Source organism: Nocardiopsis exhalans (genome assembly GCF_024134545.1).
In the GTDB taxonomy this organism is placed as follows: Bacteria; Actinomycetota; Actinomycetes; order Streptosporangiales; family Streptosporangiaceae; genus Nocardiopsis; species Nocardiopsis exhalans.
In genome coordinates this window covers 6,930,742-6,955,792 of record NZ_CP099837.1, presented here as the reverse complement: position 1 = coordinate 6,955,792, position 25,051 = coordinate 6,930,742, and the positions used below count along the sequence as shown (strand labels likewise).

The following is a 25,051-nucleotide window of genomic DNA, read 5'->3' as shown; positions in this document are numbered from 1 at the left end:
GTGCTGGTGGCTGTGGTGCTGGTGAAGGCTGTGGCGGTCATAGCTTCTCGATCCGCCACAGGGGGTCGGGCTCGGTCACCGGGCTGACGCTGTCGGTGGCCACGTCGTCGGGCTGGGGGACGGTGGTTCCGGGCAGGGCGACGGCGGCGGTGCCCCAGGCCACGGCCTGCCGGAGGCGCTCCTGGGGGGTGTCCTCCCGGGAGAGGAAGCCGGCGAGCGCGCTGTCGCCCGCGCCCACGGTACTGCGGGTGCGTACCCGGGGGCCGCGCGCCCAGAACACGTCCTGTCCGGTGACGAGCAGCGCCCCGTGGCTGCCGAGGGTGACCAGCACGGCCTCGTTGCCCCAGGAGAGCACCTCGCGGGCGGCCTCGGTGACGGTGCCGACGGTGGGCAGCGCACGGTCGACCAGCGCGGACAGTTCCTCGTGGTTGGGTTTGAGCAGTGCGATCGAACCCGCTGCCGCGGCGGCCGCCAGCGGTGCGCCCGACGTGTCCAGGGCGAGGGGGACCCCGTAGGAGGCGGCCAGGCGGGCCACGCGTACGTACAGGTCGTCGGGCACCCCGGCGGGCAGGCTGCCGCTGGCCACCACCCAGTCGGGGGAGCGGGAGAGCTCGTCATCCAGGGCCGCGAGCAGGGCCTCGACCTCCTCGGCGGAGAGGGCGGGTCCGGCGGCGTTCAGCTTGGTGGTGGTGCCGTCGGCCTCGGTGACGGTGACGTTCCCGCGGGTCTCTCCGTCGATGGGCACGGCGACCCGGGGCAGGTCGCCGAGGAGGCTGGTGAGCTCGGCGCCGCCGCCACCGCCGACCGGGAGGACGGCCCGGGTGGGGACGCCGGCGCCGAGCAGCGCACGGGAGACGTTGACGCCCTTGCCGCCCGCCTGGGCACGGGTGGCGTGCACCCGCAGGACCTCGCCTCGGACGAGGCTGTCGACCTCCAGTGTGTGGTCGACGCTCGGGTTCGGGGTGAGGGTCAGGATCATGGGTGCTCTTTTCGAGGGGTGTGACGCGCCCGGTCCGGAAGACGGCTCTGCCGTGGTGCCGTGCTGTGTCGCTTCCAACCCAGAGCTGCTTCCACGCTGCGATGGTGTGGTTCTGTCTTTGATTATGTGTGTTTGCCTGTGTGTGTCAATGGTGCTGCCCGGGTCGGGCGGTGCGCGGGCGGGGCATCCGAGGGGTGGCCAAGTCATGTCCCTTCCTGTTCACGCCAGCTACATGTCGGATGATCCCCCTGTTGGCAGCCTGAGTGGGGTTGCTGGGATATTAGGTGGAGATGCCCCTTGTGTGTCCCAGGCAACACCATTAAGCTCACCGAAAACCACACCGAAACACAGGTGATCCAACATGTACGCGGAAGAACGCCAGAAGGTGATCCTCGAACGCGCCCGCCACGAAGGCCGGGTCGACGTCACGGGGCTCGCCTCGGAGTTCGACGTCACCTACGAGACCATCCGCCGCGACCTCACCGCCCTTGAGCGGCACGGGGTCCTGCGCAGGGTCCACGGCGGCGCGATCCCCGTCGAGCGGCTGGGTTTCGAGCCCGCGCTCAACGTGCGTGACTCCGTCATGACCCAGGAGAAGGAGCGGATCGCCAAGGCCGCGCTCGCCGAACTCCCCGACGAGGGCGCCATCCTCCTGGACGCGGGTTCCACCACCGGTCGGCTGGCCGAACAGCTGCCCACGGACCGCGAGCTCACCGTCGTCACCAACTCGCTCTCGATAGCTCTCACACTCACTCCCCGCACCAACATCAACCTCATGCTGCTCGGTGGCCGTCTGCGCACCAGGACCCAGGCCAGCGTCGACGCCTGGGCCCTGCGCGCCCTCGCCGAGTGCTACGTGGACGTGGCCTTCATGGCCACCAACGGTGTGTCCGTCGAACGCGGTCTGACCACCCCGGACCCGGCCGAGGCCGAGGTCAAGCGGGCCATGATCGCCTCCTCCCGGCGCGCCGTACTGCTCGCCGACCACACCAAGGTCGGCAACGACCACTTTGCCCGTTTCGCCGCTGTCGAGGACCTCGACCTGGTCATCACCGACAACGGTCTCGCCGACGGGCTCGCGGACGAACTGGAGGCGACCGGACTCTCCGTCCGGGCCGTCTAGCCAGGGCGTCCGCGCTCCACAGCCATCCCACCCCGGCCGAGGCTGACCGCCCGCCGGACCTCCCAGGAGGTTCCCCCCATGTCCACTGAGCAAGGCAGACTCGTCTCCGTGCGATCCGGAGTCCAGCGCTTCGGCGGTTTCCTGGCGAGCATGGTGATGCCCAACATCGGCGCGTTCATCGCCTGGGGCCTCATCACCGCCCTGTTCATCCCCGACGGCTGGTGGCCCAACGAGCAGATGGCCGAGCTGGTGGGCCCGATGATCACCTTCCTGCTGCCGCTGCTGATCGGCTACACCGGCGGTTACCTCATCTACGACAAGCGCGGCGGTGTGGTCGGCGCGATCGCCACGGTCGGTGTGATCGTCTCCGCGGACATCCCGATGTTCCTCGGCGCGATGGTCGTCGGCCCGCTCACCGCGTACCTGCTCAAGAAGTTCGACAAGGTCGTCCAGCCCCGGACCCCCAGCGGCTTCGAGATGCTGGTCAACAACTTCAGCGCCGGAATCCTCGGCGGCGCCATGGCGATCATCGGGCTCTTCGCCATCGGCCCGGTGGTGACCACCGTCGCGGGCTGGCTCGGCCGGGGCGTGCAGTTCCTCATCGACATGTCACTGCTGCCGGTGGTGTCGATCCTGGTCGAACCGGCCAAGGTCCTGTTCCTCAACAACGCCATCAACCACGGCGTCCTCGGACCGCTGGGCGTCGCCCGGGTGGCCGACCAGGGCAAGGCCATCGAGTTCCTCATCGAGACCAGCCCCGGCCCGGGCCTGGGCATCCTGCTGGCCTGCATGCTCTTCGGCCCCAAGCTCAGCCGGGCCACCGCCCCCGGCGCGATCATCATCCACTTCTTCGGCGGCATCCACGAGATCTACTTCCCGTACATCCTCGCCCAGCCCAAGCTCATCCTCGCGGCGATCGCCGGCGGCATGTCCGGCATCACCACCTTCCTCATCTTCGACGTCGGGCTGCTGGCCACTCCGGCGCCCGGCAGCATCTTCGCCCTGATGGCCGTCGCCCCGCGCGGTGACCACCTCGGTGTCCTGGCCGGTGTCGCGGTCGGAACCATCGTCTCGTTCGTGGTGGCCTCGATGCTCCTCGGCTTCGGCCGGGCCGAGCGCAAGGCCGAACGCGAGGCGGCCGAGAAGGCTGAGGCCGCCGGGAAGACCGGAGCGGACAAGGGCGAGTAGTTCCCCGGATCCCGCCGCCCGGGCGGAGAGGGACCCGCCCGGGCGGCGTTCCGGGGAACCACCCCCAGAACACAGCGCGGCACCAGGCAGCCAGAACAGCACGAACACCACCACTGGTCAGCACCACAGAACCGGGAGAAGCACCCATGGCCACCATCGAAGGCTCCGACATCAAGAAGGTCGTCGTCGCCTGTGACGCCGGGATGGGCAGCAGTGTCCTGCTCACCACGCAGCTCAAGAAGACCCTGTCCCCGTACGGGGTCACCGTCGAGCACTCGCCGGTCGACCGCATCCCCGACGACGCCGACCTCGTCCTGTGCCACAGCGGCCTGGTCGACCGGGCCCGCCACCGGGTCGACGACACGGTGGTCGTTGCCTTCCAGATGTTCCTCGGCGACCCCGCCTTCGCCCGCGTGGAGGCGGCGATCCGGGACGGTGGCACCCTTGCCGACTGACCTCACCCTCACCGCCGAGTCCGTGCGGATCGGCGCTGCCGCCCGCGACCGGGCCGACGCCATCGACCAGTGCGGCGCCCTGCTCGTGGAGCTCGGTGCGGTGGAACCGGGCTACGTGACCGCCATGCACGAGCGGGAGGCATCCATCCCCACCTTCGTGGGTGAGGGGGTGGCCATCCCGCACGGCACCGACGCCTCCCGGGCACTGGTCAAACGGACCGCCCTGGCGGTGATCCAGTTCCCGGGCGGGGTCGACTGGGGCGGGCCGACCGTGCACGTCGCCATCGGCATCGCCGCCTCCGGTGAGGAGCACCTCCAGGTGCTGTCCTCGCTGGCCGGAGTGCTCACCGACCCCGAACGCGCGGCCCGCCTGCGCTCCGCCGCCGGAGTGGACGAGGTCCTCGAACTCCTCGCCCCGGCAACGGGCTGAGAAACCGCAGCCCGGTCACCGCCCGAAAACCGCCACTGACCGACCCCGTCGCCCCACCGGCCGGGGCGGAGAACCCCGCCCCGGCCCAGCCCCACCAGAAAGGCCCGAACATGCTCGTCGCCCGCTTCTACGCCCCAGGTGACATCCGCCTGGAGCAGGCACCCGAGCCCACCCCCGGACCGGGGCAGCTCAAGATCGCCGTCGCCAACTGCTCCACCTGCGGCACCGACGTGAAGATCTCCCGGCACGGACACCACCACATCCGCCCGCCCCGGGTGATCGGCCACGAGATCGCGGGCCGGATCGTCGAGGCGGGCGAGGGCGTGACCGGCTGGGCCGAGGGCGACCGCGTCCAGGTCATCGCGGCCATCCCGTGCGGCACGTGCGTCGAGTGCGCGGACGGCCGGTTCACGGTCTGCTCCAACCAGGAGTCCATGGGCTACCACTACGACGGCGGGTTCGCCGAGTACATGATCATCCCCGAGGCGGTCTTGGCCGTGGACGGGGTCAACCGGGTGCCCGACAATGTCGACCTCGCCGAGGCTTCGGTGGCCGAGCCCCTGGCCTGCGTGCTCAACGGCCAGGAGATCGCCGGGGTCGGTGAGGGCGACATCGTGGTGGTCATGGGCGCCGGTCCCATCGGCTGCCTGCACGTGCGCCTGGCCCGGGCCAAGGGTGCGGCCAAGGTGTACCTGGTGGACCTGAACCGGGGCCGCCTGGACATGTCCGCCGCCCTCGTGGAGCCGGACGCCGCGATCTGCGGCGAGGAGACCGACGCGGTCGCCGAGGTCCTGCGCCTGACTGGCGACCGGGGAGCGGACCTGGTCATCACGGCCGCCGCCTCGGGCCGGGCCCAGGAGGACGCGCTGAGGATGGTGGCGCGCAGCGGCCGGATCAGCTTCTTCGGCGGGCTGCCCAAGGACGCGCCGGTCATCCAGCTGGACGCCAACGTCGTGCACTACAAGGAGATCTCCATCTTCGGCGCGAACGGCTCCAGCCCGGCGCACAACAAGCGCGCCCTCGAACTCATCTCCTCGGGCGAGGTCCCGGTCGCGGACCTCATCACCGAGCGGATGTCCCTGTCCGACGTGCACAAGGCGATCGAGACCGTCGCCTCGGGCACCGCCGTCAAGGTGACCATCCAGCCCTGACCGAACGGCCCGCGGACCGTGGGCCGGGCACTGACGGGTGGGCCCGGCCCGGGCAGCTCCGAGCGAACACCAGTGGTCATGAGAGGTCGCGGGTGACCACCGGTGCGCAGCCGGTCCACGGTCTCGCGGTGGATGGCGGTCAACAGGACCGGTTGTCCACAGATCCGGAACCCGGCCTGGCGTTCCGGGCCGATTCCGGGTTGTCTTGACCTATCGGGGGACTCAAGATCCCGCCAGCACCGCCATGCCCACCACCGACCCGGCCCCACTCACCCCACCCGTCCCATCCACCCCACTCCCCCCGACCGACCGCAGCACCCCCCAGCCGTCACAGGAGAGCACCCATGGAGCAGACGGAATCCGCCCCGAACCCCACCGCGCCTGTGCTGAAGGGCATCGCGGCCGGTCCCGGCGGGGCCGTCGCCCCGGTCGCTCGGATGGCGGCCCCGCCGTCGCTCCCCGAACGCGAACCCGAGGTCACCGACACCGTGGAGGAGCAGTCGGCCGCCCGTGAGGCCCTGTTCAGCGTGGCCGCCGACCTGGAGGGGCGGGCCGCCGAACTGGACGGCGAAGCGGCGGCGGTGCTCAACGCCCAGGCGCTCATGGCCCGCGACCCCGAACTGCGGCGGCAGGTCGAGGAGGATGTTCAGAACGGCAGCGCCGCCGCCTGGGCGGTGCGGGACGCCTGCGGCCGGTACCAGGACCTGCTCCTGGCCGCAGGTGGTTACCTGGCCGAGCGCGCCGCCGACCTCGGCGACATCCGCGACCGCGCCGTCGCTGTGCTCCTGGGGCTGCCCATGCCCGGACTGCCTGACCCCGGCCACCCGCACGTGCTGGTCGCCGAGGACCTGGCGCCCGCCGACACCGTCCGGCTGGACACCTCTCAGGTCCTGGCCATCGTCACCCGCCTGGGCGGTCCCACCAGCCACACCGTGATCCTGGCCCGCTCACTCGGCCTGCCCGCCGTGGTGGGCTGCGCGGGAGCCGACACCTTGACCGACGGCACCACCGTCGCGGTGGACGGCGACGCGGGAACCGTCGAGGTCGACCCCGCCCCCGGGACCGCCGAGCGGGTCCGCCGACGCGCCGAACACCGCCGGGCCGTGCTCTCCGCCGCCTCCGGACCGGGCCGTACCTCCGATGGGGTCGCCGTGTCCCTGCTGCTCAACGCCGGTGAGGGCGACCCCGACGAGGCAGCCGCCCACGACAGCGAGGGCATCGGCCTGCTGCGCACCGAGTTCCTCTTCCTGGACCGCGCGGAGCCGCCCACCATCGCCGAGCAGACCGAGGTCTACACCCGTCTGTTCCGAGCGTTCACCGGCCGAACCGTCACCGTGCGGACCCTCGACGCGGGGTCGGACAAACCCCTGGCCTTCGCCGAGACCGGCCCGGAGGACAACCCTGCCCTCGGCGTTCGGGGCTTCCGAACCGCCCGCGTCCACCCGACTCTTCTCTCCGACCAGCTCACCGCCATCGCGGCGGCCGCCCGCGAGCCCGACCACCAGGCCAGGGTCCGCGTGATGGCGCCGATGGTCTCGACGCCCGCCGAGGCCGAGGAGTTCGCAGCCCTGGCCCGTACCGCCGGACTGGGCACCACCGCCGAGATCGGCGTCATGGTGGAGGTCCCGGCCGCCGCCCTGCTCGCCGACCGGTTGCTGAACCACGTGGACTTCGTGTCCATCGGCACCAACGACCTCGCCCAGTACACGATGGCCGCGGACCGTACCCTGGGGGCGCTGCCCGACCTGCTCGACCCCTGGCAGCCCGCCCTGCTGAGTCTGATCGACAAGGTCGGCGACGCAGGTAGAAGGGCCGACCGATCCGTGGGCGTCTGCGGCGAGGCCGCCGCTGATCCCCTGCTCGCCCTGGTCCTCGTCGGGCTGGGCGTCACCAGCCTCTCAACGGCTCCACCGGCACTCTCCGCCGTGCGTTTCGCCCTCGCCCACCATTCCAAGGCCGAGTGCCGTGGCCTGGCCGAACTCGCTCTGGCCGCCGACAGTCCGGAGCGCTCCCGCGAGATCGTCCGCCGAGCCGCCCACCCCGAGGTCACCGACCTCTGACCAGCTACGGTCACGGAGCCCACTTCCCGCCCCGGGGAGCCAGGGGTACAGTGTTCGCGGGAATAGGTGAAGGGCGCCGGAGCTGATCCGGCGCCCTTTCTTTCTGCCTGACTACTGCGCGGCACGCACCCCAGCGAGCAAAGCAGTCCACTCGACTGCGGAGACTTCCAGGTGCCCCTGCGCAGGGTTCTGGGAGTCACGCACAGCGGAGCCGCTTGGGAAGTCGGCGACCTCCACGCAGTTGTTGCGGTCGCTGTAGCTGGACTTGCGGAAGTCCAGAGCTTCGGTCGGGAATAGGTTCATCGTCGGTCCTAAATCAGGTTCTTCAGGATCTGAAGGGATGCCTCAGGGTAGCGCGCAGACGCCCGGACATGGTCAAACAGTCGGGTGTACCGGTCCAGCTCCTCGGGCTCCTCCAGGTACAGGCCATCCATGTCCGTCTCCAGGTAAACCACTGGGCTCACGCCTGGGACGAAGTCCAGGATGACGAATGGTCCCTGCAATCCAGCGTGCATGCCACTGGCGAACGGCAAAACCTGAAGAGTCACGCTGTTGTCGCCCTCGGCCATCTCGATGAGGTGTTCGGCTTGTTCCTTCAAGACGTCCTCTCGCTGGATGCGAAGGAGGGCTGCCTCGTCGATCACCGCCCACAGCTCCGGGGCGTCCGGTTTGGTGAGGATCTGCTGTCGCTGACGTCGAGTTTCGACGGCACGCTCTATGTCGGGCGGACTCTGGTAGAGGCTTGCCCGCATCAGACTCTCAACGTACCGTGACTGTTCAGGTCTCTCGGGCGGGTTGATCGGTTTGCCTGCGCGGCACGCGCCTAGCCTGTAACGATGAGCCCGTGACCTCCTCCGACCAGCCCGCGCCCTCCTACGAGGAGCTCGCCGCGCTGGTCGTTGAGCAGGCAGCCACGATCACCCAACTCCGCGCTGATCTGTCCCAAGCCAACGAGCGCATCGCCGAGCTTCAAGCCCGACTGGACAGCGACTCCACGAACTCCTCCAAGCCTTCCTCCACGGACCCCTTCGTCAAGCCGAAGCCGAAGTCCCAGCGCCGCCGCACCGGCCGCAAACCCGGCGGGCAACCCGGCCACCCAGGCCAAACGCGCGCCCAAACCCCGGACCCCGACCACGTGCTGGAACACCACCCCCACACCTGCGGTGGGTGCGGAGGAGACCTGGCCGGATCCGAGCAGACCGGGCTGGTGCGCCGCCAGGTCGTGGACCTGCCCCCCATCAAACCCACGGTGACCGAGCACCAGATGATCGAGCACACCTGCGCCTGCGGGGAGCGCACCCGAGCCAGCGCCCCCGAGGGGATCAACGCTCCGGTCCAGTTCGGAGCGAACGTGCGCGCGATGATCTGCTACCTGTACCTGGGCCAGTTCCTGTCCGCCAAGCGCACCGCCCAAGCCCTGTCGGACCTGGTGGGATGCCCCGTGTCGGCGGGCACAGTCGTGGACACCGCACGCCGGGCCGCCACCGCGTTGGAGGCCTTCACTCGCGCCGCCACCGAGGAGATCGCTTCCGCCCAGGTGGCGCACTTCGACGAGACCTCGCTGCGGGTGGGCGGGGGCCTGGTGTGGGTGCATTCGGCCTCCACCGGCAAGTGGAGCCTGCTGAGCGCCCACCCCAAACGCGGCACCGTGGGGATGGACGCCGCCGGGGTCCTGCCCGCCTTCGCTGGGTTGGCGGTCCATGACGCCTGGGCCCCCTATGACACCTATAAGGGTGTGGCCGCTCATGTGTTGTGCAACGCCCACCTGCTGCGCGAGTTGCAAGCGGTCCAGGACGCGGCTGGGGAGGGGGTGTGGTGCTGGGCCGGGCAGGCCGCTGACGCGCTGCGTCAGATGAAGCGCCTGGTCGATGCGCACCTGGCCACGGTCTCCTCGCTGGAGGGAATCGACACCGTGCGTTTGGACGGGCTGGGTCACCAGTGGCGCAGCGCGGTGGCCATCGGCCTGGCCCAGACTTCGGGCCGGGAGTCCAAGCTGGTGGCCAAGTTCCACGCGTTGGCCAGGCGGATGCGCGACCGGGAAGCGGATTACCTGCGGTTCACGGTCGATGAGCGGGCCCCGTTCGACAACAACGCGGCCGAGCGCGAGGTGCGGATGGTCAAGGTCCGCCAGAAGGTCTCGGGGTGCTTACGGTCCCTGGCCGGGGCCGAGTGGTTCTGCGCGGTGCGCTCCTATATCGCGACCGCCGCCAAGCACGGTATTGGCATGTTCGACGCCCTGGTCCACCTGGCCCAGGGCGAGTGCTGGATGCCCGAAACAGCTTGAGTCTTCTTCAGGACACCTGAACAGTCACAACGTACCGAGGTGTCTGAAGAAGTCCGGGGATTCGTGCGAGCTCGTAGGTGCGAATGCTGTGTGCTTCGCCCTCGAACGCGACGAAGTCGTCGGTGAAGACATCGCTGAACTTGGACCACCAACCCAGCTCGCGAGCCTGTCGGGTGAGGTTGAGGATTGCCTCGCGACGGCGCTCATCAGTAACGCCGTACACGTCGAGAAGTCCTCGAATCTCCATGACGGTGGGCTTGAGTCGGACACCAGTTTCGATGTTGCTGATCTTGCCCATCGACCACTCGGTGGCCTCTGAGACCTCTTCGATGGTTTTGCCCGCTTCGACTCGGGCCTTCTTGATCTCGACGGACAGGCGTCGGCGTCGGATCGACCTGCGGTTATCCGCCATGTCGCCTCCTGAAGTCTCCCGGTCTCGCCCTCGGATGTTACGGCCGGTGTCAGGGCTGCGCGAATCGCTCATCTGTGAATCTTTCACTCATGAAACAGGGAACAATGAACTTTGATTCCATGAAGCAATCTCTCATGAAGACTTGAAAACATGAAGTTTCAGGGTGACACTGGTTCTCACCTATTCCCGCCGGGCCTCCCACCCGGCATCCGAACACCAGGAGTCCGCTATGGCGCGATGCCTGAACCTGTCTGAGCTGGCGCATGTGCGCTGGTTGGCTTCCGAAGCGATGCGTCGCCGTCGGCCCCGTCGGGCCAGGCGTGTGCGCGGCTACGCCCCTGCTCCCCGAAACCTGATCCTGGGGCAGCCGTTGTGCTCGCCTCGCCCGCCGAGGGTCCCGGCCCCCCGGAGGCCGCTGGACTCCGCGCCCCTGGACGTTCTCCAGGCTGTGCTCGCCGGACTTCAGCGGTTGGGGGTGGCGGTCTGATGCGCGACATCTACTCCCGGGACCTGCTCACCGTCATCGACGAAGCCCTTCAGCAGCCCGCACACCTGACCACTTCCCAGATGGCCGAGTGGCACTCCCACACCCTGCGCAACCGGCTACCCCTGATCAGGGAAGCGCTGCGCATCGCCCACGAGGAGGCCGACGCCGAGCTGGCTACCGAGCTCGTCGATCAGGCCATCGCCAATTACCCCAACCCGCCCGGCGCGATCCGGGTGGTCGGCGGTGACGGGGCGAGCCTGCCCACACCCGCACAGCAGCCTCCGCCCGGCGAAGCTGAGCTGCCTATCCCCGAGCACATCCTGTGCCCGCTGCTCTACCTGAACTGGAATCTGACCATCGAGGGCAAGCCGCCTCACGAGGTCTATGTGGCCCGGCGCCCCTTCGGCTGGATGGGCGCGGGTGACCGCTGGGAGCGCGTCACCGCACCCACCCGCCACGAACTCCTGCGCCTGCTCGGCCACCGGCTCCTGGGAACCGACCCGCCTGCCAACTGAGCCCGGCTCACCCTCACAACCCCGCGCGCCCGCTGTGGCAACGGTCCCCAAGGCCCGGCAGGCGCGCAGCCCACCCCCACGACTCGGGTGCGATGGACAACCAAACGCCTTGCTCAGACCGCAACGGTCACGACTACATCCCGGACCAGGCACCCGTGAAGCGCGGCAACACAGCCACCGCCACCTGCCGCTACTGCGGGCACACGATCACCGCCACACGCTGAACCCCTCGGGTCTTCAGTGCTCATAAGAAAGCTCTGGCGGGTGCGTCAACACCCCCAGAGCAGGCCGACAACCAAACCCGATTGCAACAGGAAGCGAGTTGCCGACATGGCCATTGTGTCAAACATCCATGCCCCCACACCCCCGTTCGCGGGACGCCGCTGGCCCTCCCGCCTCTACCCCGGCGACCTGGCCCAGACCGGCTGGGTGCGCGCGGACTTGGCCGCCGACTTGCACCGCCTGGCAGGGCTTCCCGCCGAGACGTCCGAGAACCTGGTGCTGTGCGCCAGCGAGATGTTTTCGAACGCGGTCGACCACAGCCGCTCGGGCCAGGACGTCGAGGGCCGGGTGGTGCGTACCCTGCACATGCCCACCGCCCACACCCTCCAGGTCGCGATCATCGACGACGGCCAGCGCACCGACCACACCGAGTTCCAGGCCCCTGAGACTCCGGACCGGTCGGTGGATGAGTGGGAGCAGGCCGAGCGCGGCCGTGGTCTGCTGCTGATCGGGCACCTCGCCGACCGGTGGGGGACCCGCTCGGTGCTGGACTTCCCCTTCTGCCAGGGGTTGGGCACCGTGGCCTGGGCCGAGTTCACCCTCCCGGAGGCCTCCCGGTGAGCGGCTCGCATCAGTTGAGTTCCGGGGTGCGTCAGAGGCTGTCCGCGCCCCGGGGCCACCGCTTCTCCCGCCCCGGCACCAACCGCCCGCTGGCCGCCCCGCCCCAACCCCGGCAACACCGCCACCCCTCGGGCCCGTACTTCACCACACCGGAAACCCACTCCGAACGCCAGGCGCGGCTGCTGCGGCAGATGGAAGGCAACCCCCGGGTGGCCCACATGCTCCAACACGGACCCACCCCGCACTGGTTCGAGATCGACCGCCAACGCCGCGAACAGGCCGAACGCGAAGCCCGACGCCTCGAAGAGGCCATCGCGGCCCTGACCGACGACACCCCGACTCCCGCCCGGGGTCGCCACCGGGCGCCGCGCCCCTGGTGGGGCTGGCCCGCCGTGGCCATCAGCACCACCCTGCTCCTGGCCCAGACCACCGCCCAGGCCATCTTCCAGACCGGGCTCCCGCTCTGACCGGCACAGTCACAGCACCCGTTTCCACGAAAGAAAGGAACACCCACTGATGCTCAACGAATCCCAACAGCAAGCCACCGCCAAGGATCAGGAGTGAGGGCCAAACCCTCACCACGCACCTTGCTCACGGAGATGGCCCGGGACCCGTTCATGACCCAGACCCGCCAACCGCCGCCTGACCTATGAACGGGATTCCTCGAACTCCCGCGCGCCCGCTGAGTCCCCGGCCCCTGTCCTCGGCCAACCCAGCGGGCGCGCGATCCCCGAAGAAGGAGCAGGAACGATGACCGTGACCATCACACCGCTTTGTCTTCCAGCCGCCCGGCCCTCCCGGCGCCGCGTCCGCCAGCCGCTACCAGGTGCGGCATGTGCAGCGGCGAAGACGGTCGGTGGACCACCAATGACGGCGGTACACCCGGTAAGGAAATCGGCCGGTGGATGCGAGCACCCCTGTGGCGAGGATGAGTCCGTCCCCGTGTGCGCGGTGAGCAGGCTCGGTGAACTGCGCGTTTAGGGTTCCAAGAAACCAGAATCTGTCAGTTATTGACACTTGGGCAGCGAAGACAAGTCACCCATTGCAATCCACCCTCAAGCAATCTTCGAGCCTATCTACTGCCTCTTGCTGGGAAAATCACCGGATCTGGAGTGCGCTTCATCCTGTCTCTGCCGGGCTCCCTGCGTGGGTTCCCCCGTTTCCCGCCGCGTGAGTGTGGCCGTCTCCGCTGCGCGCGTCAAGGTCGTTCGTCCTCGCTTCGCTCCGGGCGCTCCACCTTGACCCGCTTCGCTCCGACGGCGGTTGGCGGCTATCGGGAAACGGGGGAGGTGTGGTCGGGGTGGTAAGCGGGGCTGGGCCCCAAAGGGGCCCGAAGGGCCCAACAGCAACTACCAACCGCGCGGCCTTCGGCCGGTGCCTTCCCCAGGCCTGCGGGGATCGGTTCGCGTGTCGCGGCCGGTCACTCGCCCGGACGGAAAAGCGGCAGCGAAGGTAGCAGGTTCCTCACCTCTGTGCGGATCGGTTCGCGTGTCGCGGCCGGTCACTCGCCCGGACGGAAAAGCGGCAGCGAAGGTAGCAGGTTCCTCACCTCTGTGCGGATCGGTTCGCGTGTCGCGGCCGGTCACTCGCCCGGACGGAAAAGCGGCAGCGAAGGTAGCAGGTTCCTCACCTCTGTGCGGATCGGTTCGCGTGTCGCGGCCGGTCACTCGCCCGGACGGAAAAGCGGCAGCGAAGGTAGCAGGTTCCTCACCTCTGTGCGGATCGGTTCGCGTGTCGCGGCCGGTCACTCGCCCGGACGGAAAAGCGGCAGCGAAGGTAGCAGGCTCCTCACCTCTGTGCGGATCGGTTCGCGTGTCGCGGCCGGTCATGCGTGCTATCGGATACCCGGTGGCGAGGATGGGGGTCAGTGCTGTGGTGTCGGCCCTGGGCAAGCCAGGGTGTCCGTAACCCGCGCCTGAGGCTGTCCGCTGCTTCCGAAACCCCCTCATCCCCGATGATCTTGCTACCAGAAGCAAGTTCGGCGCCGATTTCGCTTCTGGTAGCAAGATCATCTTTGAAAAGGGGGCCGAAATCGGGCTCGGGGGCTTGGCGGGGCGCGGTTGTGGTTCGCAGGCAGGGGTGACCGGCCGCGACACGCGGCCCGGTCCGCGCAGGGCTGGGGAGCCCGGGGCCTTCGCTGCCGCTTTTCGTTGCTGACCTTGACCGGCCGCGACACGTCCAACCGGTGGGCTCCGGGCTGGGGAAGGCTCCGGCCGAAGGCCGCGCGGTTGGTAGTTGCTGTTGGGCCCCTTCGGGGCCCAGCCCCGCTTATCACCCCGGACCACACCTGCCCCGTTTCCCGATAGCCGCCAACCGCCGTCGTAGCGAAGCGGGTCAAGGTGGAGCGCCCGCAGCGAAGCGAGGACGAACGACCTTGACGCGCGCAGCGGAGACGGCCACACTCACGCGGCGGGAAACGGGGGAACCCGCACACTGAACAGAGAGCTCAGCAGCAACACAGCCAGAGGTCTCCATCGTGAGGGCTCAGTCGGCGGAGCTGCTGCTTAGGGGCAGAGATCGGGCTCAGGGGATCGGCCCCGGCCGTTCAGAGGATCGTGGTGCCGATACGGAGGCGGTTGCCGTCGGGGTCCTGGAGTTCGATCTCGCGGGCCCAGGGGGCCTCTTCGACAGCGGTGCCGAACTCGGCGGCGATGGTGTCCACATCTTTGACCCGCAGGTAGACCAGGGTGTCCGGGCGGGCGTCGCCGGTGTGCTCGGACAGGAAGAGGGACACCGGGCCCCGGATGATCTCGACGAAGGCGGGGAGGCCGGGCTCGAAGCGGTGCTCCCACACCTGGCTGAAACCCAGCCGTCGGTACCAGCGGACGGAGGCTTCGGCGTCGGTCACGCGCAGGATCGGGATCGCTTGTTCGCTCATGGGGCCCTGAGCATCACGTCTGGTCAGTATCACGACTGGTCCGGCGTGGACCAGGTCTCGCAGACCGCTTCGGGGACCAGGTCGAGCTGTTCCAGGAACGCGCGCAGCAGGCCGTCGGTGTTGTCGGTGTAGCCCGAGGTGGACCAGGCCTGGAAGCCGTTGTTGAGGGCGGCGAAGAAGACGGTCGCCACGAGGGCGGGACGGTGGTCGACGGCCGGGTCCACCCCGGTGCGTTCACCGATGACCTCGGCCAGTTTGGCCTGGCGGCGGTGGCAGTAGCGCATGTTGGCCTCGAAGAGCTCGGGGCTCTGCGAGATGAAGTTGCCAGCACTTCCCTGGAGGTGCAGGTTCTCGCGCTCCAGGATCATCCAGTGGTCGCGCATCGCGTTGCGCAGGGCCTGGAACGGGTGCTCGCCGGAGGGGCGGTCCCGCAGGGCCGCGCAGAGGACCTCGTCGACCCCCTCGACCGCGTCCAGCACCACGTCCTCCTTGGAGGCGAAGTACCGGAAGAACGTCCGCTGGGAGACCCCGGCGCAGGCCGCGATCTCCTCGGTGGTGGTCGCCTCGTAGCCCTTCTCGTGGAACAGGCGCAGCCCGGACTCGATGAGGGTCCTGCGCAGCTCGGCCTTCTTCCGTTCGCGCAGGCCGACGCCCTCGGGGCTCGTCGTGCTCATGGACGTGCCTCCCCGATCCCGCATGCCGTTCGTTGGCACGCTCTTCTCCTGGAGGATACATGCGGGCCACAGTGATGTCAGTCACTGACAAAAAGCAGACATTGCAAAGTGTCAGCGGCTGCCATAATCTCGCCGGGAAGGTAACGAGCACCCGGGGGCACCATGACCACGCAGACCGCAGCGGCACCACCCGATCACGGGCGCGTGCGCTTCACCGAGAGTCCCTGGGCCACCCTCGTCGCCATCGCCTTCGGCGTCATGATGGTCGCCCTCGACGGCACCATCGTCGCGGTGGCCAACCCCGCGATCGGCGCCAGCCTCGGCGCCTCGCTGGCCGAACTCCAGTGGGTCACCCACGGCTACCTGCTCGGACTCGCGGTCTTCCTGATCACGGCGGGCAAGCTCGGCGACCGGTTCGGCTACCGGAACACCTACCTGGTGGGCGTGGTCGGCTTCGTGCTCTCCTCGGTGGCGATCGCACTGTCGTCCGGTGTCATCATGCTCATCGCCTTCCGGATCGTCCAAGGGGTTTTCGGGGCGCTGCTGCTCCCCTCCGCCATGGGTCTGCTGCGCGCCAGCTTCCCTCCCAGCAAGCTGGGCCGGGCCTTTGGCGTCTTCGGCAGCCTGATCGGCGCGGCCACGGCGGGCGGCCCGATCCTGGGCGGGGTCCTCGTGGGCGCGTTCAGCTGGGAGGCCGTGTTCTACATCAACGTCCCGGTCGGCGCCGTCGCGCTGGGCCTGGCGGTGTGGCTGATCGCCGCCAACCGGCCCACCGACGCCGGAAGCCGGATGGACCTGCCCGGCATCGTGCTGATCAGCGTCGCGATCTTCGCCCTGGTGTGGGCGCTCGTCGAGGCTCCGAGCATCGGCTGGGCCCACCCCGTCACCCTGGTCTCCCTCGGCGCCGCGGTGCTCTTCGGCATCGCCTTCGTGCTGTGGGAGCGCAAGCCCGAACAGCCGCTCATCCCGCTCGGCCTGTTCGCGCACCCGTCGGTGTCCATCGGTGTGGTGCTGACGGTGGCGATGGCCCTGGGCCTGATGGGCTCGCTGTTCTTCATCACCTTCTACCTCCAGGGCGTGCGCGGGATGAGCCCCGCCCAGACCGGGCTCCAGCTCATCTCCATGACCGCGATGATGGCGATCACCTCACCGATCGCCGGACGCGTCCTGGACCGGGTCGGCGCGAAGCTCCCCACCACCATCGGACTGCTGTCCGCCTCCGCCGGTATGTTCCTGCTGTCCCGGCTGGCGGCGGACACCGGCGTCGCGTACATCTCGGCCGCGTTCGTGCTGCTGGGCGTGGGCCTGAGCCTGGTGATGACCGGCGCCACCGCCGCGATCATCGGCAACGCCCCGGTGCGCTTCGCCGGGGTCGCCTCGGCTGTCCAGCAGGCCGCCATGCAGCTCGGCGGTTCGCTGGGCACGGCGGTGCTGGGCGCGGTCATGTCCGCGACCATCATCTCCACCCTGCCCGCCCACTACGCGGCCGCCGGTCTGGCCGAACCCTCCGCCGGAGAGCTGTCCTCCATGCAGGGCACCGTCGCCCAGGGCGGGGCGGTCCTGCCCGAGGGCGCTGACGCGGTGACCACCGCCGCGATCACCCAGGCGAGCAACCTCGCCTTCCTGGACGGCCTGCAGCTGGCCTTCGGGATCGCCGCCGCGGTGATGCTGGTGGCGGCCGGGCTGTCCCTGTTCATGAAGTCGGGCCGGATGACCGACGGCCCCGCCGTGCACGTCTGACCTGTGCACCTCTAACCCGGGACAGGAACACACGAAGGCCCTGGTGGTACGCCCACCAGGGCCTTCAGGCATACATAGTCAGAACTCAGGTCGTGTAGTCGGCGTTGATCCTGATGTAGCCCTCGGTCAGGTCGCAGCCGTAGACCGTGAACTCACCGTCGGCGATGCCCAGGTCGACGCTGATCACCACCTCGTCGCCCTTCATGTGCTGGGCGGCGCGCTCCAGCGTCTCGTCGGTCGCCTCGGTCGGGAAGGTCTCCACGTCACCGAACACGATCCGCGCGTTCTCCGGGAACACGTCGGTCTCGTCCGAGCACTTGCCCACCGCCATCGCCACCCGGCCCCAGTTCGGGTCGGCGCCGTGCACGGCTGTCTTGACCAGTGGCGAGTTCACCACGGCCTTACCGATCCGCTTGGCCTGGGCGTCGTCGCGCGCCCCGGTGACCCGCACCTCGATGAGCTTGCCCGCGCCCTCGCCGTCGGAGGCGATCATCCGGACCAGCTTGAGCGCCACCTCGTGCAGCGCTGCCTCGAACTCGCCGACGTCGACCGGCCCGGCCAGGCCGTTGGCGAGGATCGCCGCGGAGTCGCTGGTGGAGGTGTCGGTGTCGATGCTCAGGGCGTTGAAGGTCCGGTCCACCACCCGGCGGAACACCTCGTCCAGGACCGGTTGCTCCAGTTCGGCGTCGGTGAAGAACCAGGTCAGCATGGTCGCCATGTTCGGCTCGATCATGCCGACGCCCTTGGCGATGCCGGTGAGGGTCGCCTCGCCCACCTTCGCGGTGGCGATCTTGGGGTGGGTGTCGGTGGTCATCATGGCCGCGGCGGAGCGGTCCAGGTCGGCCGGCGGGAATTCGGTCGGAAGGTCCGCCAGGTAGGAGCGGACCCTGTCCATCGGGTAGGGGCGGCCGATGACCCCGGTGGAGGCGATCAGGATGTCGTCGGGGTCGACCCCGGCGGCGCGGGCCACGCCCTCCTGGACCTCGCGGGCGTCGGCGGTGCCGATCTGGCCGGTCGCCACGTTGGCGTTGCGGGCGATCACCGTGACGCCGCGCGCGTGTCCGTCGGCGGCGGCCTCCCGGCTGAGGCGGACGCTGGGCCCGGCGAACCGGGACAGGGTGAACACGGCGGAGACCACCGCGGGGGCCTGGGAGACCACCGCGAAGAAGTCGTCCTGGGGGTCCTTGATCCCGATGTTGCCGGCCACGCCGACGAAACCGGCGGGAACGGGGGTCTTGTTGCTCATCGTCCTCCTCGGAACTTCGTGGGCGCAAGCCTACTTCGCCACGCCCGACGCCCCTGGTTACGGCCACGGCCTGCGGGGGTTTCGTACTGTTCGGAGACGGCGCGGGTGTGACAAGCCCGAGCGAACGGGGTATCCGCCGAGAAGGGGAGACCGCTCGGGGGGAGGCGTGTTGTGCGTGATGGTGACTGGCTCACGGAGACGGGAGCGCGGATCCGCGGAGTCCTGAAGTTGATGGTGGACGCGGACTGGCTGCCGGGCGGGGCCGCGGTGGTCGGTACCGGCGGCATGTGGGAGTTCGTCGCGGTGGGGCGGATCGACGACGAGCACGACACGGCCCCGGACGTGTCCTACGACGTGGCGAGCCTGACCAAGGTGATGGCGACCTGGCCGCTGGTCGGGCGCGCGGTCGCCGAGGGGGTTCTGGACCTGAACGCCCCGATGTCCGAATACTTTCCGGGTGAGGACCTTCCGGGGGCCTGGGTGACGACCCGGCAGATCCTCACGCACACGAGCCGGCTCAACCAGGTGACCTGGATGGAACGGTACGTGGGCACGGACCAGGACCTGGCCGAGGCGATCCTGGCCGACCCGCTGGAGGAACCCGGCTACCAGTACATCGACCGCGGGTTCATCCTGCTGGGCCTGCTCCTGGAACGGTTGTACGGCAACACGCTGGACCGGCTCGCCGACGACCTCTGGGCCGAACTGGGTATGCGTTCCACCACCTACGGTCCGCTGGCGAGGTCGCCCGGCGTGGCGCCGACCGAGCGGCGGCTGGTCGGCGCCGGGCCCTCCTGGGGTGTGGTGCACGACGAGGCGGCCGCGCTGATGGGCGGTGTGGCCGGACACGCCGGGGTGTTCAGCACCGCCATCGACCTCGGCGCCTACGCCCGGGAGATGCTGCGCCTGTACGACGGCGGTACCGGGATCATCCCGGCGTCGTTCGTGCGGGAGAGCTGGTCACCGCAGGTGGACGCGGGCGCGCGGCTGTCGAGAGGGCTGGCCTGGCTGGTCACCCCGGAGGGCGTGGTCTACCACAACGGGTTCACCGGGACGAGCCTGTTCATGCACCCGGAGAGCGGCCGGTACGTGGGTGTGCTCACCAACGCCGTGCACTACGGGCGCGACCGCACCGGTCTGGTGGACCTGCGCTCGGCCGCGCGTTCGGCGCTCACGCCCCAGGCCCACGAACACGAATCCTCTCCGTGAGCCGACCGAGCAGTTCGGCCAGCCCGGCGGGGCCGGGGACGACCAGGTCCGCGGCGTCGGCGACCTCGGTCACCTCGTCGGAGGACGAGCACACCGTCAGACCGGGGACACCCCGCCCGCGCAGCGCGGCCACCGCCGCGAAGGCGGGCAGGTCGCCCAGGTCGTCACCGGCGTAGAGGACGCGCTGGGCCGTCCTCTCCTCCACCAGGGAGGTGAGGGCGGCGCCCTTGTCCACACCCTGTGGACGGAGTTCGATCACCATGCGACCGGGCTCCAGCCGCAGATCGGCGCGCTTCGCCAGCTCCGCCAGGGGAGCGGCCAGCAGCTCCAGCGCGCGGTCGGGGTCGTCCGCGCGGCGCGTGTGCACGGCCAGCGAACGCCCCTTGTCCTCGATCCACGTGCCCTCCGGCGCGCCCGAGGCGTCCACCAGGGCGGGGAGTTCGGCCCGGACCAGGGCCACGCCGGGCGGTGGGTCGGCGGCGATCACCCGGCCCTCGGCCCAGCGCTCGGCACCGTAGTGGCCGAGCACGACGATGCCGGGCACCCGGTCCAGCCCGCCGAGGCGCACCGCGGTGGCCGCGGCCCGACCGGTGATCACCGCGACGGTGCCCACCAGGGTCGAGAGCTCGGCCAGCGCGGCCACGATCCCCGGATGAGGGGCGGAGGTGAGCGGGTCGGCGACGATGGGCGCCAGGGTGCCGTCGAAGTCGAAGGCGGTCAGCGCCTCGGCGGGGTCGGTGAGCAGTGCTTCGAGCGCGGCGCGGCCGGCCCGGGTGGTCGGTTCGGGCAGGCCGTGGGCTTGGGGCGAGGGCATGCGAGGACCTTGTCGCAGTCGGTGGGAAAGCTGCTGTCGGTAGGAAGGCCGCGCGTGCGGGTCCGGCCGGAAGACGCACGCGCGGCGCCGGGAGGTGCGGGGCGGTGCGGGGCGGGTGTGTCCGGGGATCTTCCCTGCTGTCACACCTACTGTCACACCGGCTGTCGCACCTGATGCCGCAACTGGTCCAGGGGCGGGGAACGCGGTTCGGGGAATACGGTTCGCGGAACGCGGGTCAGAGGTGAATGCCCAGTTGGCGCGCGTTGCGTTGGCGTCGGCGGTCGGCGCGCAGGCGGCGCAGACGTTTGACTGTCATGGGATCGAAGGCGAGCGCCTCGGGACGCTCCACCAGGCCGTTGAGTAGTTGGTAGTAACGGGTCGCGGAGAACCCGAACTCGTCACGGATCGCCTGTTCCTTGGAGCCCTCGAACTTCCACCACTGGCGTTCGAAGGCGAGGATGCGCTGTTCGCGTTCGGCGAGGGCCGACTGGCCGTCTTCGGACGGACCGATATTCGGCATGGGACACCCCCTGGACGGGTAATTGGTTTGTCCGGATCGGCGCGACTCATGCTAGCGACTCGACATGCCGGATGAGGAGCGGAAAACCCAGGACTGGCACCGGGGATACAGTTACCTTTCCTACCCCTCAGGCTACTTGTCCAAGCCTGGATCCTGTGCACGTGAAAGAATCGCGAGAGTCCGGGGAGGGCCCGGTGCAGCGCTGACCGCAACGTTCGAGGGAGCCTGACGTGCTCGGGGGCAACAGCCGTAACAGGAGACACAAACGCCACGTGCTGGGCGTCGCGGCGGGGGCCTGCGCGGCGCTCACCGTACTGGGGCTGACGGCGGTTCCAGCCGTCGCCGACCAGGAGGACATCCCCGACTTCCGGCCGGAGCAGTGGGCCCTGGAATCCATCGGTGCGCAGGAGGCCTGGGAGTCGACCCAGGGCCAAGGCATCACCGTGGCCCTGCTCGGGGTCGACATCGACGAGAACCACCCTGACCTGCGCGACAACGTCGAGGTCGACACCGAGTTCGGCGGGAACGGCAACGACACCGAGCAGGGCACAGCCGCCGGTGCGCTGGTTGCCGGACACGGCCACGGCATGGACGCGGACGGCGGGGTCCTGGGCGTCGTTCCGCTCGCCAAGCTGCTGGTCCTGCCGGGTGGCGACGACCTCGCCGGGGCCATCGAATACGCGGTGGACGCGGGCGCCCAGGTCGTCCTGCTGCCGGAAGAGGTCGCCGACGACGAGGATCAGTTGGAAGCCACCGCTTCGGCCGCGCGCAGCGGGACCGTGGTCGTCGCCCCGGCCGGCGGTGAGGAGGACCTGAACGTCCTCGCGGTGGGCGGCACGGACGAGGACGGGGAGCTCGTCCCGGACTCGCCCGAGGCTTCGTCGATCGACCTCCTCGCACCCGGCGCCGACCTGTACACGGCGGGCGAGGACCAGGGCCAGATCCAGGTGACCGGGACCCCCTACGCCGCCGCGGTCGCCGCGGGGGCGGCCGCGATCCTGAGCGCCGAGTACCCGCAGCTCAACCCGGAACAGATCCGGAGCGCCCTGCTCCAGGGCTCCCAGCAGGGGGCCGAGGGGCTGCCGTCCCTGCACCTGCCCTCCGCGGTCGCCCAGTCCTCGGGCGAGGCGCAGGACATCCCGCTCATCGACGAGGACCTGGTGGAGGAGGACTCCCCGGCCGTCCCGGTGTGGATCTGGTTCGCGCTGGTGGGCGTGGTGCTGGTGATCATCGTGCTCGTGCTGGTGCTGTGGGTGCGCCGGACCACCAAGGACCCCTACGGCGTGGCGGCCGAGCGCCGTGAGGAAGAGGAGCAGCTGGCGGCCGAGCGCGCCGAACAGGCCAAGGCCGAGGAGCGTCCTTCGCGGCGCAAGAAGGGCGGCCGCCGCCGCAAGAAGTAACGCGAGAAGGAGAAGGACCGGACCAGGCGCCGATCCGGGCACCGAACCGATCCCGTGGCGCGCCCGAGCCTGCCCAGGCCGGGCGCGCTCCTGCGTGGGCGGGGCTGCCACGGGGGTTGTGGCCAGCAGGAGGCGGGCCGGAGGCGGGCGGGAACGGAAGGTCCCCCGCTACCGGCATCAGACCGCTGGGGGAGACGGAGCCAGGGGGTCTTCCCGCCTGCGGACAACGTCCTCTCCCGGCCTGCGGGGCCGGGCCGAAGACTTAGCGGTGGCCAGGCCGACCACTGGCTGTCGCGCACTGTCACCCCTGGTCAACGGGGTGTCATGGCGGATGTGCGCGTGCATATGTAAGGCACGCCGTGGGTCTTGACGAGGGCACTCCGGGCGACAAGGCTTTGTGGAATGTCGTCCCTCGAAACACCCTCTCTGCCCTCGCGAGGAGAAAAGCGGGTCGAACCCGGCCCCCAGTCACGCAACCTGGTCAACGGACGCGTGCACATCTCCGAGCCCGATCCCAAGTGGCCCTACCTGTTCCGGCAGGAGGACGGCCGGATCCGCGGCGCCCTCGGCGACCGGGTCCTGGCCCTGGACCACGTCGGCTCCACCTCGGTGCCCGGCCTGCCCGCCAAACCCTGCGTCGACCTGCTCCTGGTGGTCGCCGACCCCGCGGACGAGCCCGCCTACCTGCCCGACCTCGAGGAGGCCGGGTACACCCTGGTCATCCGGGAGCCCGACTGGTACGAGCACCGGGTCCTCAAGGGGCCCAGCATCAACCTCAACCTGCACGTGTTCGGCCAGGGGTGCGAGGAGATCGACCGCATGCGGTTGTTCCGCGACTACCTCACCGCGGACGCGGGGGCCAGGGAGCGCTACACGGCGGTCAAACGCGAGCTGTCCGAACGCACCTGGGAGAAGATCCAGGACTACGCCGACGCCAAGACCGGCATCGTCAGGGACCTCCTCGCCGAAGCGGAGGTCTGGCGCAAGGGGAACACCCAGGACAGCTGACCCGGGACCTTCCGATGAGGGACGCGGCGAGAGGGCGTGTCCGCCACCGGACACGCCCCCGCGTCACGCCTGGGTCCAGCCACCCCTGACCCGGGCCCCTGCCTTTTCTGAGCTGTCTTCCCGAGTCGCCTTCCCGGGCGCTACCCCAACGAACGCAGCTGGTCCTGGAACCAGCGGCGCGGCGGCAGCGCCACCGCCGCCTCCGCCAACCGCTCCCGCCGCTTGCGGCGCTCCGGCTCGGGCATCGACAGCGCCTGGTGCAGCGCCTCCGCGGTCTCCACGGTGTCGTAGGGGTTGACCAGCAGCGCGTCCTCACCCAGCTCGTCGGCGGCGCCCGCCTCGCGGGAGAGCACCAGCACGGAGTCGTGCTCGGAGAGCACCGGGCCCTCCTTGGCGACCAGGTTCATCCCGTCCCGGATGGGGTTGACCAGCAGCACGTCCGCCATCTGGAACGAGGCCAGCGAGCGCGGGTAGTCGTCGTTGACCTCCAGGACCAGCGGCGTCCACTCGGGGGTCGAGAACTCCTCGTTGATCTCCTTGGCGGTCCGCAGCACCGACTCCGTGTACTCCTGGTACTCGGGCACGTCGCCCCGGCTCGGGTAGGCGAACGCCAGGTGGGTGACCCGCCCCCGCCACTCCGGATGCGCCCGCAGCAGTTCCCGGTACGCCTCCAGGCCGCGCACGATGTTCTTGGACAGCTCGGTGCGGTCCACCCGGACGATCAGCCTGGTGTCGCCCACCGCCTCGCGCAGCGTGCTCCTGCGCTCGGCCACGGCGGGCTCCGAGGCGCTCTCCCGGAGACCGTCCCCGTCCGCGCCCAGGGCGTGGACGCCCACCTCGACGATCCGGCCCCCGTGTTCCACGGTGCGGCGTTCGAGGTCGACGTCGGCGCGCAGGATCTCCGCGCAGCAGCGCAGGAAGGCGTCGGCCCAGCGCGGGCTCAGGAAGCCCAGCCGGTCCGCGCCGAGCATGCCCTCCAACAGCTCCCGGGCGACCTGGGTGGGCAGCATCCGGAAGTACTCCGGCGGCGCCCACGGGGTGTGCGAGAAGTGCGCGATCCGCAGGTCGGGGCGGCGGGCCCGCAGGATGCGCGGCACCAGAGCCAGGTGGTAGTCCTGCACGGCCACGCGGGCGTTGTCGGCGGCCCCGCCCACGATGGCTTCGGCGAAGGCGTTGTTGTAGGCGGTGTAGTCCTCCCAGAGCCCGCGGAACTCCGAGCCGAAGGAGGGCTTGTTCGGGGTGTCGTACATCATGTGCTGCACGAACCACAGGGTCGAGTTGGCCACCCCGGTGTAGGCACCCGCGAAAGTCGTCTCAGGAATGTCCAACATGTGGACACGCATGCCGTCGAGGTCGTGGGTGCTGTCCAGTCGGGCTCCGGGCGCCTCGGCGGCGGCCCGCCGGTCCGCGTCGGACAGGGCGGCGCACACCCAGAGGCTGTCGATCTCGGTGGCGACGGAGATCATCCCCGACACCAGGCCGCCACCGCCGCGGCGGTGCGCCAGGGAGCCGTCGTCGGCGGTGGAGAAGGAGACCGGGCCCCTGTTGGAGGCGATGAGGATCTGGGCCTTGTCCACGTGGTCGTCCTCTCGGGAAGAGCAAGGATGGGAAGGGGTCGCGCACTTCTCCTAGGTC

General features: G+C 69.8%; 24 protein-coding genes. 14 read left to right on the top strand and 10 right to left on the bottom strand.

What is annotated here, in order from left to right:
* Nucleotides 1-37 precede the first annotated feature (37 nt).
* Complete coding sequence (gene pfkB, locus NE857_RS30860; protein ID WP_254418785.1) at nucleotides 38-979, bottom strand: 1-phosphofructokinase; 942 nt, start codon at nucleotides 977-979, stop codon at nucleotides 38-40.
* A 361-nt stretch (nucleotides 980-1,340) separates the two neighbouring features.
* On the opposite strand from pfkB, the gene NE857_RS30855 reads away from it, so the two are divergent.
* From NE857_RS30855 to ptsP, 6 genes are all read left to right on the top strand, one after another.
* Nucleotides 1,341-2,102 (top strand): DeoR/GlpR family DNA-binding transcription regulator, encoded by a 762-nt coding sequence (locus NE857_RS30855; protein ID WP_017581243.1) that lies wholly within the window; start codon nucleotides 1,341-1,343, stop codon nucleotides 2,100-2,102.
* A gap of 78 nt (nucleotides 2,103-2,180) precedes the next feature.
* Nucleotides 2,181-3,290: a mannitol-specific PTS transporter subunit IIC gene (gene mtlA, locus NE857_RS30850; protein WP_254418784.1), complete on the top strand. Its 1,110-nt coding sequence runs from the start codon at nucleotides 2,181-2,183 to the stop codon at nucleotides 3,288-3,290.
* 146 nt (nucleotides 3,291-3,436) lie between these two features.
* Nucleotides 3,437-3,745: a PTS lactose transporter subunit IIB gene (locus tag NE857_RS30845; protein WP_254418783.1), complete on the top strand. Its 309-nt coding sequence runs from the start codon at nucleotides 3,437-3,439 to the stop codon at nucleotides 3,743-3,745.
* Nucleotides 3,735-4,175: a PTS mannitol transporter subunit IIA gene (locus tag NE857_RS30840; RefSeq protein ID WP_254418782.1), complete on the top strand. Its 441-nt coding sequence runs from the start codon at nucleotides 3,735-3,737 to the stop codon at nucleotides 4,173-4,175. The genes NE857_RS30845 and NE857_RS30840 overlap by 11 nt, the downstream gene beginning before the upstream one ends.
* A gap of 110 nt (nucleotides 4,176-4,285) precedes the next feature.
* The gene (locus NE857_RS30835) at nucleotides 4,286-5,326 is read left to right on the top strand and encodes a zinc-dependent dehydrogenase (protein ID WP_254418781.1); all 1,041 of its coding nucleotides are present in this window, start codon (nucleotides 4,286-4,288) and stop codon (nucleotides 5,324-5,326) included.
* Nucleotides 5,327-5,670: 344 nt separating this feature from the next.
* A complete protein-coding gene (gene ptsP / locus NE857_RS30830; RefSeq protein ID WP_254418780.1) occupies nucleotides 5,671-7,386 on the top strand; it encodes a phosphoenolpyruvate--protein phosphotransferase in 1,716 nt (571 codons plus the stop codon).
* Nucleotides 7,387-7,497: 111 nt separating this feature from the next.
* Here the strand turns inward: ptsP and NE857_RS30825 are convergent, their stop codons facing one another.
* Nucleotides 7,498-7,689: a DUF397 domain-containing protein gene (locus NE857_RS30825; protein WP_254418779.1), complete on the bottom strand. Its 192-nt coding sequence runs from the start codon at nucleotides 7,687-7,689 to the stop codon at nucleotides 7,498-7,500.
* Between the two features lie 8 nt (nucleotides 7,690-7,697).
* Nucleotides 7,698-8,186: a DUF5753 domain-containing protein gene (locus NE857_RS30820; RefSeq protein ID WP_301184370.1), complete on the bottom strand. Its 489-nt coding sequence runs from the start codon at nucleotides 8,184-8,186 to the stop codon at nucleotides 7,698-7,700.
* A 44-nt stretch (nucleotides 8,187-8,230) separates the two neighbouring features.
* On the opposite strand from NE857_RS30820, the gene tnpC reads away from it, so the two are divergent.
* Nucleotides 8,231-9,670, top strand: coding sequence for an IS66 family transposase (gene tnpC / locus NE857_RS30815; protein ID WP_184360673.1), 1,440 nt, complete (start codon nucleotides 8,231-8,233; stop codon nucleotides 9,668-9,670).
* A gap of 7 nt (nucleotides 9,671-9,677) precedes the next feature.
* Here the strand turns inward: tnpC and NE857_RS30810 are convergent, their stop codons facing one another.
* Nucleotides 9,678-10,082, bottom strand: a complete 405-nt coding sequence (locus tag NE857_RS30810) for a helix-turn-helix domain-containing protein (RefSeq protein WP_254418777.1) — start codon at nucleotides 10,080-10,082, stop codon at nucleotides 9,678-9,680.
* A 486-nt stretch (nucleotides 10,083-10,568) separates the two neighbouring features.
* Here NE857_RS30810 and NE857_RS30805 point away from each other — a divergent pair, with 486 nt between their 5' ends.
* The 3 genes from NE857_RS30805 (at nucleotide 10,569) to NE857_RS30795 (ending at nucleotide 12,394) form a co-directional block, all read left to right on the top strand.
* Nucleotides 10,569-11,084, top strand: a complete 516-nt coding sequence (locus tag NE857_RS30805; RefSeq protein WP_254418776.1) for a hypothetical protein — start codon at nucleotides 10,569-10,571, stop codon at nucleotides 11,082-11,084.
* 330 nt (nucleotides 11,085-11,414) lie between these two features.
* A complete protein-coding gene (locus tag NE857_RS30800) occupies nucleotides 11,415-11,927 on the top strand; it encodes an ATP-binding protein (protein ID WP_254418775.1) in 513 nt (170 codons plus the stop codon).
* Nucleotides 11,928-11,953: 26 nt separating this feature from the next.
* Entirely contained in the window at nucleotides 11,954-12,394 is a 441-nt protein-coding gene (locus NE857_RS30795) for a hypothetical protein (RefSeq protein ID WP_254418774.1), read from the top strand.
* Nucleotides 12,395-14,472: 2,078 nt separating this feature from the next.
* Here the strand turns inward: NE857_RS30795 and NE857_RS30790 are convergent.
* A complete protein-coding gene (locus NE857_RS30790; protein ID WP_254418773.1) occupies nucleotides 14,473-14,805 on the bottom strand; it encodes a glyoxalase superfamily protein in 333 nt (110 codons plus the stop codon).
* Between the two features lie 29 nt (nucleotides 14,806-14,834).
* A complete protein-coding gene (locus NE857_RS30785) occupies nucleotides 14,835-15,479 on the bottom strand; it encodes a TetR/AcrR family transcriptional regulator (RefSeq protein WP_254418772.1) in 645 nt (214 codons plus the stop codon).
* A gap of 162 nt (nucleotides 15,480-15,641) precedes the next feature.
* Between NE857_RS30785 and NE857_RS30780 the strand changes: the two genes are divergently transcribed.
* Complete coding sequence (locus NE857_RS30780) at nucleotides 15,642-17,219, top strand: DHA2 family efflux MFS transporter permease subunit (RefSeq protein ID WP_254418771.1); 1,578 nt, start codon at nucleotides 15,642-15,644, stop codon at nucleotides 17,217-17,219.
* A gap of 85 nt (nucleotides 17,220-17,304) precedes the next feature.
* Here the strand turns inward: NE857_RS30780 and argJ are convergent, their stop codons facing one another.
* The gene (gene argJ / locus NE857_RS30775; protein WP_254418770.1) at nucleotides 17,305-18,465 is read right to left on the bottom strand and encodes a bifunctional glutamate N-acetyltransferase/amino-acid acetyltransferase ArgJ; all 1,161 of its coding nucleotides are present in this window, start codon (nucleotides 18,463-18,465) and stop codon (nucleotides 17,305-17,307) included.
* A 171-nt stretch (nucleotides 18,466-18,636) separates the two neighbouring features.
* Between argJ and NE857_RS30770 the strand changes: the two genes are divergently transcribed.
* Complete coding sequence (locus tag NE857_RS30770; protein WP_254418769.1) at nucleotides 18,637-19,674, top strand: serine hydrolase domain-containing protein; 1,038 nt, start codon at nucleotides 18,637-18,639, stop codon at nucleotides 19,672-19,674.
* Here the strand turns inward: NE857_RS30770 and otsB are convergent.
* Together otsB and NE857_RS30760 are read right to left on the bottom strand one after the other, a co-directional pair.
* Complete coding sequence (gene otsB, locus NE857_RS30765; RefSeq protein WP_254418768.1) at nucleotides 19,637-20,488, bottom strand: trehalose-phosphatase; 852 nt, start codon at nucleotides 20,486-20,488, stop codon at nucleotides 19,637-19,639. The two genes, NE857_RS30770 and otsB, sit on opposite strands and share 38 nt — an antisense overlap.
* Before the next feature lie 235 nt (nucleotides 20,489-20,723).
* Entirely contained in the window at nucleotides 20,724-21,008 is a 285-nt protein-coding gene (locus NE857_RS30760; RefSeq protein WP_017582782.1) for a DUF3263 domain-containing protein, read from the bottom strand.
* A gap of 230 nt (nucleotides 21,009-21,238) precedes the next feature.
* On the opposite strand from NE857_RS30760, the gene NE857_RS30755 reads away from it, so the two are divergent.
* Nucleotides 21,239-22,408 carry a S8 family serine peptidase gene (locus NE857_RS30755; RefSeq protein ID WP_254418767.1) on the top strand — a complete coding sequence of 390 codons (1,170 nt, stop codon included), beginning with the start codon at nucleotides 21,239-21,241 and terminating at the stop codon, nucleotides 22,406-22,408.
* A 402-nt stretch (nucleotides 22,409-22,810) separates the two neighbouring features.
* Entirely contained in the window at nucleotides 22,811-23,416 is a 606-nt protein-coding gene (locus NE857_RS30750) for a GrpB family protein (protein ID WP_254418766.1), read from the top strand.
* A gap of 140 nt (nucleotides 23,417-23,556) precedes the next feature.
* On the opposite strand, the gene NE857_RS30745 is transcribed toward NE857_RS30750, so the two are convergent.
* Nucleotides 23,557-24,993: an alpha,alpha-trehalose-phosphate synthase (UDP-forming) gene (locus tag NE857_RS30745; RefSeq protein WP_254418765.1), complete on the bottom strand. Its 1,437-nt coding sequence runs from the start codon at nucleotides 24,991-24,993 to the stop codon at nucleotides 23,557-23,559.
* Nucleotides 24,994-25,051: the final 58 nt, after the last annotated feature.